At 44.3% G+C, this 11,051-nt stretch carries 9 protein-coding genes; 2 read left to right on the plus strand and 7 right to left on the minus strand.

Going from position 1 to position 11,051, the window contains the following annotated elements; genetic code table 11:
- Window positions 1–1,983: Calx-beta domain-containing protein (locus B9T16_RS20605; RefSeq protein ID WP_410245641.1), on the plus strand; the 1,983-nt coding region annotated here is incomplete at its 5' end.
- 366 nt (window positions 1,984–2,349) lie between these two features.
- Here the strand turns inward: B9T16_RS20605 and B9T16_RS20610 are convergent.
- From B9T16_RS20610 to B9T16_RS20625, 4 genes are all read right to left on the minus strand, one after another.
- Window positions 2,350–3,342 carry a DnaJ C-terminal domain-containing protein gene (locus tag B9T16_RS20610; RefSeq protein WP_410245642.1) on the minus strand — a complete coding sequence of 331 codons (993 nt, stop codon included), beginning with the start codon at window positions 3,340–3,342 and terminating at the stop codon, window positions 2,350–2,352.
- Between the two features lie 120 nt (window positions 3,343–3,462).
- The gene (locus B9T16_RS20615) at window positions 3,463–3,927 is read right to left on the minus strand and encodes an AAA family ATPase (RefSeq protein ID WP_410245643.1); all 465 of its coding nucleotides are present in this window, start codon (window positions 3,925–3,927) and stop codon (window positions 3,463–3,465) included.
- Window positions 3,928–4,013: 86 nt separating this feature from the next.
- A complete protein-coding gene (locus tag B9T16_RS20620) occupies window positions 4,014–5,309 on the minus strand; it encodes a glucose-1-phosphate adenylyltransferase (RefSeq protein WP_006617056.1) in 1,296 nt (431 codons plus the stop codon).
- A 178-nt stretch (window positions 5,310–5,487) separates the two neighbouring features.
- Window positions 5,488–6,882 carry an NACHT domain-containing protein gene (locus B9T16_RS20625; protein ID WP_006617057.1) on the minus strand — a complete coding sequence of 465 codons (1,395 nt, stop codon included), beginning with the start codon at window positions 6,880–6,882 and terminating at the stop codon, window positions 5,488–5,490.
- 209 nt (window positions 6,883–7,091) lie between these two features.
- On the opposite strand from B9T16_RS20625, the gene B9T16_RS20630 reads away from it, so the two are divergent.
- Window positions 7,092–7,826: an SH3 domain-containing protein gene (locus tag B9T16_RS20630; protein ID WP_006617058.1), complete on the plus strand. Its 735-nt coding sequence runs from the start codon at window positions 7,092–7,094 to the stop codon at window positions 7,824–7,826.
- Between the two features lie 10 nt (window positions 7,827–7,836).
- On the opposite strand, the gene B9T16_RS20635 is transcribed toward B9T16_RS20630, so the two are convergent.
- The 3 genes from B9T16_RS20635 to ribD all read right to left on the minus strand — a co-directional run bounded on the left by B9T16_RS20635 (window position 7,837) and on the right by ribD (window position 10,822).
- A complete protein-coding gene (locus B9T16_RS20635; RefSeq protein WP_410245644.1) occupies window positions 7,837–8,913 on the minus strand; it encodes a class I SAM-dependent methyltransferase in 1,077 nt (358 codons plus the stop codon).
- A 143-nt stretch (window positions 8,914–9,056) separates the two neighbouring features.
- Window positions 9,057–9,659: a hypothetical protein gene (locus B9T16_RS20640; protein ID WP_006617229.1), complete on the minus strand. Its 603-nt coding sequence runs from the start codon at window positions 9,657–9,659 to the stop codon at window positions 9,057–9,059.
- Window positions 9,659–10,822, minus strand: a complete 1,164-nt coding sequence (gene ribD, locus B9T16_RS20645; RefSeq protein WP_317269562.1) for a bifunctional diaminohydroxyphosphoribosylaminopyrimidine deaminase/5-amino-6-(5-phosphoribosylamino)uracil reductase RibD — start codon at window positions 10,820–10,822, stop codon at window positions 9,659–9,661. The genes B9T16_RS20640 and ribD overlap by 1 nt, the downstream gene beginning before the upstream one ends.
- Window positions 10,823–11,051: the final 229 nt, after the last annotated feature.

Below are 11,051 nucleotides of genomic sequence, written 5' to 3' on the forward strand. Positions count from 1 at the left end.
GAACCGACTCCTGAACCGGAGCCGGAACCTGAACCTGAACCGGAACCGGAACCAGAGCCGGAGCTTACAGTTGTAGGGTTTACTATGGAGGAAATAGAAGTTGTTGAAAGTGACGGTAATATTATAATTACAGTCGAAAGAACGGGAGACACAAGTAGTACAGTAACCGTAGATTATGCGACGGTAGATGATACAGCGATCGCCGGAGAGGATTACATAGCTAGTAGCGGAACCCTAATTTTTTCAGCAGGTGAAACCATCCAAAATATTGACATCCAGATTATCGATGATAATGAAGTAGAAGATACGGAACAATTTAGGATTGTGCTGAGTAATCCTACCGGTGGTTTAACTTTAGGCGATCGCGATTCAATAATCTTGAGTATTATTGATGACGATGTGGAGCCGTCAGTAATCGAATTTAGTGATGCCATTTTCAGTGTTAATGAAGATGGTACACCCATCTCCGAAATTACTGTAATAAGAAGTGGTGAAAGTCTTGGAGAAATTAGTGTTGATGTCATCCCCACTGATGGAACAGCTACCGCTGGGGAAGATTATATCAATAGTCCCATTACGGTGACTTTTGGGGATGGAGATACAACACCAAAAACCGTGACCATTCCTATTATTGATGATGACATCTTTGAACCGACAGAAACGGTGATTCTGAGTCTGAGTAACCTGACAGGAAGTGCGACTTTGGGAAGCCAAGAAAGCGCTACTCTCTTCATTGTTGATAATGACTCTACCAATAACCTGCAACTGGAAAGCGCAACTTATCTAGGAACACCTGGAAATGATAGTGCTAGTGCGGCGGTTATTTCTCCTGTAGATTCGGCTATTATCATTGCTGGAAACTTTGACGGTGTGGGTCAGATTAAACGCTTGGAGGATGGAAATACAGAGCCTTTATCAATTACCAACTTAGGGGGAAATGTTCGACATCTTGATGTAGACCGCGATAGTGGAGAAATAGTTGCTGTCGGTGATTTTGGGATTCGGGTTTATGATAGTACGGCTGCAAATATTTTGTGGTCAGACACGGGAATATTTGACCGAGTTTCGATTGCTAATAATGGTAATATTGCTACCCTAACTAATAGTAGCGATACGGTGACTCTGTGGAGTGCGACAGGAACCCAACTGGCTACTACTACCCTGACCGGAACTGATATCCGTCCCGCAGATATTGCTATTGACCCCAATGGCGATCGCATTTTTGTCACCGGATTTAATCAAGTAACTAGCAACTTACAAACCCCATTTTTACGCGCCTTTGATACCGGATTAAATCAACTCTGGAATACCTGGGATTATAGCGCCTCTGAAGTCACCGGACAGAATTTAGGTGCTGATACCCGTGGGGAACGGATTACCTTCGGACAAGATGGCGGACTCTATTTCCTCGGAAAAACTGATGGCGGAAATAACGTCTTTCAGCGGGATGGTCAAGACATCACCCAAAACCTATCAACTATGGTGAATGTTGATCAATTTAATAATTTTTCGGGTGCGGGTTCTGGGTCCTTTACTTTCCATGCTAAAATAGACCCCAATAATGGAGATATCGAACGCGGTCAATTTATTGTTACCCGCACTTCCACTGGTGCTAATAGTTTTAACCCTAACTCTATTACCGCTGATGAATTTGGACAGGTTTATATTGGTGGTGCTTCCGCATTCCAACTCCAAAATCGCGCTGATAAAACTATTAACGGTCAACCAGTAGGAAACTACACCCTAGGAGAAATGGCGGTTTTGGGACTTTCTCCAGATTATACAATCAGGAGATTCTGGAATCCACTAACCCAACCTGGTGACAATGGCTCAAGGGGAACTGTTAATGCTTTTACGGTTCGCAATGGTCAAGCTGTGATTTTTGGTACGGTTACTCAACCTGATGTTTTCACGACTTCCGCAGCTATTAACCCTAATGCTTTAGGTGGAAATGATACCTACTTAGCTACCTGGAGGGTTTAGTATAGATTAGGTGAAATTGGGCACAAATGAGGTGATGTCAGCACTATTAATTAATGGCTGACACCCTCATCATTCACCTGGCGAAACTATCCATAATATACCGATAATATAAGTTAGATGATATATTGACAAATTGCCTAAATTGTGGTACATTCGGCGTGTTGCTTGTCATCCTGTTAAGTAAGTTGATGGAAAAAGCGATCGCATCTATAGTCAACAATTCCCCCATAGCCTAGGCTTGATATGGGGGGGGTGAGCATCTCCCAGAGGGATATGGTTAGTACAATTATTAATTAATTTCCCGGTTGTCCCTTGCCTTTAGAGAATCGAGTTATAATCGAGTTTAGGCTGTAGAGTTTTGAGTATCTAAAGACTGATGGAAGATAAACTACTACGGGGATTAAAAGTACGATTAGCGGCAATTTTCTGATAATATTCACGCTCGATCGCAGTAAGTTCATCAGGTGGAACTACCAATAACTTGACAAACTGATCACCACGTCCGCCGCCCTTTGGTTTCGGCCAACCTTTCCCCTTAAGTCGGAGAGACTGTCCAGAGCGAAGCCCAGGGGGAATATTCATTTTCACCATACCATCAGGAGTAGGAACCTGAATAGAAGCTCCCAAAACCAACTCATCAGGAGTTACGGGAATTTCGCAGGTAAGATTATCGCCATCTAACTTAAAAAAACTGTGGGGTTGAATATCGACAATCAAATATAAATCTCCCCGTTGCTGGGTGTAGGGGTCAACCTGTCCTTGTCCCCGAATTCTAATCTTGCTTCCCGGTTTCACGCCAGGGGGAATCGAAACCTCACCACCGCTTATGCGGCGCTGAGTACCGTGGAAGGCTTCACTAAGAGTTAATGTTACCTTAGTCTCAAGATTAGAACCCGAATGAGAGGAAGAGGAAGAAGTAAAATCCTCAAATCCACCATAACCGGGTGATTTGGACTGATTGGTGCGATAGGAATAGCTACGACCGGCACCCCCAGGACTTCCCGGCGCGCGTCCTAATAGACTATTGATAAACTCATCAAAACTAGCAAACTGGCTAAAATCAAAGCCACCGACATCAGGATTATTAGCGCTATTAGTAGTTCCAGACCAACCGGAGTTTCCGGCTTGATGCCAATATTGACCAAAGCGATCGTACTTTTGGCGTTTTTCGGGGTCAGAGAGTACCTCATAAGCCTCATTAACCTCCTTAAAGCGGGTCTCCGCAGCCTTATTACCGGGATTCATATCTGGGTGATATTTACGAGCCAATCGGCGATAGGCTTTTTTAATCTCATCGGCGCTAGAATTTTTAGTTAAGCTGAGAACCGAATAGTAATCTTTATAATCTGTCGTCGGCATTATCTACTCTCCTACTGTTCTCATTTCGTGCTTTTGGGTGCGTCCGCACAATAACTTGAGTCTGAAAATCCAGTCTAATTCGATCCAGCCTAGCAGAGGATGCTAGGAAAAGCAGCATATTTATATATTTTGAATCTCAATGAGGCGATCGAAACCATCATTAAGGCTGGGAGGCGCGTCTGTAAGTTGGCGATACATTTGGAGAATCACCCCTTGAGGAACTTGGCGCGATCGCCTTTCATTGCGTGCTAGACAGACCTCTAGGGGAGTATTAACCCATAATCCCCCCACCGACTGAAAACCAAAGCCACGGACCTGAGCAATTAAATCTCGGCGGCGAAGGCGTTGAGCATTAGTAGCATCATAAATAACATCAACCATATCAGCAACGGCCTGTTCAAGTTCCGCACAAATCTGAGCCCAGATCGGCAACCAAGGTCCTTGAACACTCTCATCACCAAATAAGCGCTGGCGAATTCTATCAGTGGAGACCCAGCGCTGAAAGCGCGAGCCTTGAGATAACCTTTCAGCAATAAAGGACTTCCCACTAGCAGGAAGCCCTATAATCAAGACAATTTTAGACATGGACTAGGGCAGATTGTTTATATGATAGGAAGGTTAAAATAGCCTCCTTTCCCTTAGTCAACCATAGAACTACCCAAAAGGTAAACCTAAATAATTGTCCCATCTTGAATCACGGCATTTTTCAAAATTACGGTTATTCCACCGCGAATGTAGAAGCCATCCTCTTCCCGTTCTGCTTCCTGAACATGGTCCTTGTTGATAATCTGGACATGGCGACCAATGCGAGCATTTTTATCGACAATAGCCCGGCGGATAGTAGTGTTGTTACCGATACCGATAGGAACGCTACCTTTTTCTAAACCATATTGACGTTCAGCAAAAGGTTGATAGAAATCTGACCCCATTAACATGGTGTCTTCAACGAGACTACCGGACTCGACACGAGAGCGCAACCCCAGCACAGAATGATCAATGCGACATTCCTTGAGAATGCAACCCTCAGCAATAATAGATTCAGTGATCTGACAGTCCAGCATCTTGGATGGTGGTAAGTAGCGGGAACGGGTATAAATAGGAGCGTTCTCGTCGTAGAAACTAAAAGCAGGTTGTGGCTGTTGAGTCAAAGCCAAGTTAGCTTCAAAAAAGGCTTCAATAGTTCCGATATCTTCCCAGTAATCGTTAAACAGATAGGCTTGAACATTATGATCCTTAGCGGCACCAGGAATCACTTCCTTACCAAAATCGGTTTGATCTGGGGCATCCTTGAGTAGTTTAAATAAAACATCCTTTTTAAAAACGTAGATGCCCATAGAAGCGATGTAAGGGGATTCGGCTGCCTCTTCCGGGGATAACCCCAAGGTGCTAGTATCCACTGCCATTTGTTTTAGGGCTTCTCCCTTGGGTTTTTCGCTGAAATCGATAATCCGACCAGTGCTTTCGTCAATCTTCATCAAGCCGAAAGAAGAAGCCCGTTTTTCGTCTACGGGTAAAACTGATAGGGTAATGTCTGCCCCTGTGTCGATATGACGTTGGACAAAATCCCGATAGTCCATGCGGTACAGGTGGTCACCGGAGAGAATCAGGAAATGTTCAACATCCCATTCTTCCATGAGCCATAGATATTGGCGCACTGCATCAGCGGTTCCCTGAAACCATTGGGGGTTAGTGACACTGGTTTGTTGTGCGGCGAGGACTTCCGCAAAGCCATCTGTAAAGCCAGAAAAGTTGTAGGTTCGGGCAATATGACGGTTAAGGGATGCTGAGTTAAATTGGGTCAGGATATAGATTTTCAGAATTTCTGAGTTTATACAGTTACTGATCGGAATATCGATCAAACGGTACTTACCGGCTAAAGGAACAGCGGGTTTGGCTCGCATTTTGGTTAGGGGGTACAAACGGGTGCCCGCACCGCCACCTAGAATTACTGCTAATACTTGTTTCACTTAAATTACCTCTCGACTGCATCAGTTCTCCCAAGTCTAAGTGTCCGACTCGATGGCAATCTTGGCAAGTAGCAAAGTTTAAAACTAGCCCATAGACTGTCTGGTTGGCTTGGCCTGACCGCCTAAATAGTCATGATCACGCCATAATCAACTACTGACGCACCTGTTTGAGAAGTGTTTAGGTTTTGCCAAGATGTTTTTGTAGTAGGCGATGGATGAATTGGTAGCGTGAGCCAATTTTTCTGAGCAACAGTAACCCGGTGGCATCATTTAAAAATTGGGCATAGTTCCAGGGTGCATCTCCTTCTCCCCATAGGACAAATCGCAATATCAGGCGTTCGATCGCCAATTTTAAGCTCAACCTTTGGTAGGTGAGGGCTAATATGATTCCGAGGATCATGGCGGCGATTAACAGTGGGAGCGATCGCCAAATGATTGCTAGGATCATCGCTGCTATAATTGACCACCAAATGCCACTTTCGACTATCTTCATGGCGAGATTATAGGCCCGTTCTTGTTCGGGGGTATGTAGCCAGGTTTTGGGAATGCGATCGAGGATAAAATCTTGCGTTTGTTCTTTTTCGAGGCGTTTGGCGAGTTCTGTCAACCAGTGGCGGAATTGTTCGGAGCTGTAGTTTTTGGGTGCATTACTATTATGATGGCGATCGCGTAAGGTAGAAATTTGATGGCGCAGATAGGCTTTTAATAAATACTCTTGTTGCTCATCAATGGTGTTTAAATGTTTCCAAGATGAGATTAAGATATTTTCATAGGCCAGGGTCATCATTGTTAAAAATAATGGCTTTTTGGCTAATTTTAATAACTGTGGTTCTTCTTCGATGTCATGCCAAAGTTCCCGACTTCTAGCATTCATTAAATACTTGTGTATCTGTCGATTAGTCAAGGGACGTAATAATATTGCACCATTTAGCTGCAACCGTGACTGGCATGGATGATAGGATTTGACGGTGCTAGATACTACTAAATGTAGGGGGGAGAGATGACTGTCTAAAAAATCATTAATATATTGAATACAGGATTCCCTATGATGTTCTTCGACCTCATCGAAACCATCCAATAAGGGGAGGATCTGGAGTTGTTCCATCCAGTAGCGTCCTGATTCGGGAGCGATCGCATATTTGAGGTGCATTTGCTCTATAATCCAGTCGGAGATGGATTGTTGATCAACAGGCCAAGATGATAAATTGAGCCAAATCGGCATAGGTTCATGTTCATCAGATAAGGCCCTATCTACTAGGACTTTAGCGAGTCCCACCAGGGTGGTAGTTTTCCCGGAACCAGTTCCCCCCAAAATCAACAAGCGGCCATCAATGTGATCGAAAACTTCAATAATTCCGGCATTAGCTGCTAATTTAACACTAGGGCGGCTGCCTATTTTCACTTCCACATCCCAAGCGCGCCTCATGCGTAGGGGGGGTTTTTCTTGGGCTAACTTGGTGAGAACATGGCGATGGGGAGACTGTAGCCGATATTGTCTCACCTCTTGTTTAACTTGGGTGAGTAATTGATGGCGTTTGGGAACTTGTACCCGAGTACCAGTTAATCTAGGCATTGATATAGAGTCAGGATTTGCGATCGGGGCAGGAAATAATGATTATGTTAAAAATACACGCTAACTATAACTTTAGAGATAATTATCATGTTAAGTTTTAGGTTAGAGTCCTGAAGGATTGGGGAAGAGGGGGTAAGTTTTGATATATTTGGAATTGGGAACTCTGCAATTTTTGAAGATCATTTTTGTGTACAAGCGAGGTCTGTCCCATGTCCTTCCAACCCAAGCAATTGATAGTTGCCAGTGTAGCCGGACTGGTGACAGCAGTTATAGTAGCAGCGATCGCTATTCAGTGGCGATCTTCACAGGAAACCCCCGCCGCCTCACCTCAACCAACAGTTACTGAGTCCCCGGTTCCCAGTGCGCCAAGTGAAGCACCTGGGATGATAGAGTCGCCACCAATTGTGGTGAGACCGCCGACAACTGGCTGCGAGATTACTATGGCAATTGTCCAAGATCCTGACCCTCCTTTAAATGTAAGGCGATCGCCTCAAGTTCAGGAAGGTAACATTGTTGGTCAACTCCCCAATAATACATTTATTTCGGTAGTCAATGAGCGAGATGGTTGGCTAGAAATTAGTGATCCGGTTCCGGGATGGGTTGCTAAAAACCGAACCCATAGCAGTTGTCCGAATGTCCGCCAACGGATTGAATTTTTACCTGGTGGTAATTCAGCTATTATCCAAGGGGAAATTATTGGCGGTGGTAGCCATAGCTATACGTTGGAAGCTGAAGCAGGTCAAACTCTGACAGTTACGGCGGAAAACTCGATTTTTCCCTATATGATTACTCCTGATGGTCAACTTTTAGGGGATGATGTTAATGCTAATGAGCAGCTAACGGAATGGACGGGAGTAATTCCCGAATCGGGAACCTATACTTTCCAACTCGACTCTAATTTCCGAGGTTTTACCTATGAGTTTTTGGTGAGATTAGAAGAATAAGTAGGATGCTTTAATTTTTAGACAGCACCAACATATCCTGATAACTAGCGGAACGACTGCGACGACACCACATCCCATAATCTTGGCGTTGTACTGATAGACCAGAATCCTTAATCCAATCCATTACTAATGCTTCTGGATGTGCGATCGCATCTTCGGGATTATCAGGATCATCGATAAAACTTTCGCCGACAGCATAGGCAAAATTGCGGGAACTCCGACCGGATTTAATCAAGGATTCGGTTTCCTCGTTTAATAGGAAAAAAGTGCATAAACACCGACCACCAGGCTTTAACACGCGGGCTATCTGTTGTAAATAATTCCGACTAGCGTCTGCATATAAATGGGTAAAAACGGAAGTTAAAAGCACAAAATCAAATTGGTTATTAGGGTAGGGAAAAACAAAATTTTCGGCGGGAGTTTTACCAGTGGGATTATAGCGATCGCTGTATAAATCGGCACATTGAAAATGAAAATTAGGACGGGTAGCACTAATCACTTGCTGACACCAATCAATCCAATGGGGAACAATATCAAACCCGTGATAAGAGGCTTGAGAGTTGAGATAATAAGCCAAACCATAAGCGATGCGACCGACCCCGCAACCCGCATCAAGAACCGCCTCTGCTGGTTGTAAATTGGCTTTATTAACAAAATGTCCTAAAAAGTCGGCTGCCACAAACTTAAAACTACCACCGACCCCAACCCGATCGCTTTTTTCGGGAACCGGAAGCGAAGGTTCCAAGAACCCAAATAAAACATCACCTTCTCCCGATGCAAACACAGGAGTTAGCCTGACCAAACTATTTAATAAACCTGTTTGTTGAATCCAAGTTAGGGGAATATAAATCAAAAACCTAGCCTGGTCAGCGTGATCTAAACTAGGAAATAACTGTTGGACATCCTGACTAATTAACCCCTTCTCTACCCGAAACTGAGGAACATCTAAGCCACCAATATTAATCCGAAAATCCAGGACAGGACCACCTCCCCAGGAAGCAGACCAACCTTTAAGGCGTACCATATCGCCTTCTAAGGTAACTTGACCAAGACAGCCAAGGGTTTCTAGGTTTTTAGTTGCAGTCATAACCGGATGAATATTATAGAATAATGGTCTATCCTACAGGAGAATAGACCGATTATGGCATTTTCTCAGATTAGGGATAAGGGATACCCAAATCGAAAGTATAAACTTAATGGGGTGCTAAACTCTGATGGGATATATAGGATTTATCTGGGTATTTCGATGTTTTCATCTTCGTTACCTTCGGTTATTTCGGGGGTTATGGGTAGTTCTGGGGGCAGACTATTTAAGGTAGTTGATACCAATATATATCCCAAATAAGCGGGGAGAATAATTGCCATTAAAAAGGCGACACCTGTTAGTAAACCAATCAAGTTAAAGCTAGACCCATAGGAAGACCGATAGGGGTCAATGAAGGCTGCTTGATCTGACTGAGACTGGGATGGCTGGTAGTTGCTAGGACGACGGAAGCGAACCCGGCGATCGTCTAGTTTTTCGACCATTACCCAACCAGCGATCGCCTCTTCCTGACAAAGTTTTTCAAAGGTTTTAGGATTCCGAAATAAATCTCTTTGAGCGCGAACAATTTTATATTCCCAGTCTTGATGATTAGGGGAAGATATCTGAGGTTGAGAGGATGCGATCGTGGTGGTATTAGGGTTGTCGGAATCATAATGAGTCAAGATTTCTTCCTCCTCTTCATATTCTTGTTGTTGTTCATCCTGCAATTGACATAGCCAGCTTCCGGTTAGGACTGCTTCCACGCCGAGGCTGCTGACCATCAAGCCTAAAATAATCACCTCATTCATCAGGCTTTACTCCCTGTGGTCGGGGATTGAAAAGCCTCTGGTAAGGTTCGAGACCTACCATTAGACAAATAACCCTCAATTAGGTAATCTGAACCGATCGCTCGCAGGCTTACTCCTTCTAGGGATAAGGCTTGGGTCATTTGACTAAAGCCTAAATTACCGACGGGAGAGGGTGCAGCCTGTCCACCAATAATTTTAGGAGCAATAAACGCCAAAATCTTGTGAACGCACCCTTGAGTTATGGCTTCCGAGGCTAGACGACCGCCACATTCCCATAGCACGGACAAAAATTGACGCTCATAGAAATATGACATAACTTTAGTGGGTGTCAATGGTGCAAATTCCACGACCTCTACCCCCCTTTTCCGCAAGTGTTCTTGAAAATCGGGACGGGAACCAACTTCTGTAAAAACTATGGTAGCAGCCTCGGAAGTGTCCCAAAGTCGCGCTGATGATGGTAAATCTAAACTACGACTCATGACTACCCGCAGAGGGTTGGGTTCCCCTTGACCATGGGTGGTTAAGTGAGGATTATCTCGCCTGACGGTATTTCCCCCGACAATGACTGCATCACAGGCGACCCGCAGACGGTGAACTTCCTGGCGAGCGATCGCACCTGTTACCCAAGCACTATGACCTATATCTGTGGCTATTTTTCCATCGAGGGTCATGGCATACTTGAAGATACCAAAGGTTTGTTTATAAATAATCCGATGAACAAATGCTTCGTTCAATTTTAAACAGGCTGATTCTTCTACTCCGACAATTACTTCTATTCCCGCTTCGCGCAGTTTAGCAATTCCCTGTCCACCTACCAGAGGATTCGGATCCACCATTCCCGCCACTACTTTAGCAACTCCTGCTTTAATTAACGCTTCGCTACAGGGGGGAGTTCTTCCGTAATGGTTACACGGTTCTAGGTTCACATATACTGTGGCTCCCCTGGCTAATTCTCCCGCAGACCGCAAGGCAAAAATTTCGGCATGGGGTTGTCCGGGTCCGGGGTGATATCCCTCTCCGATAATTTTTTGATCACGGACAATCACACAACCTACTAGGGGATTTGGTGCGGTTTTTCCTAGCCCTTCCTTTGCCAGATTTAGACAATAACGCATCATCTGGCGGTCAAATTCTGAGACAGATTGAGCATTTGGTAAATTCATCAGCGGACAATTTTTGTTAAAGGGGTTGACAGGGGCTCAGGATTGATGATAATATTTTGGTGTTAGGTTGAATAATTGAATATTGCCGAAAATAAAATTTTTGCAACCATCCCATTATATTAAAATAGTAGCGCAAGTCCCGCAAAAAAGCAACCCCCCTCCCCCAAAAAAAAATTTTTTGCAACAAAACTTAATTTTTTTTTACAAAAGTTAACATTAGGCGAGCCAG

The organism is Arthrospira sp. PCC 8006, assembly GCF_046480465.1.
Lineage (GTDB): Bacteria > Cyanobacteriota > Cyanobacteriia > Cyanobacteriales > Microcoleaceae > Limnospira > Limnospira platensis.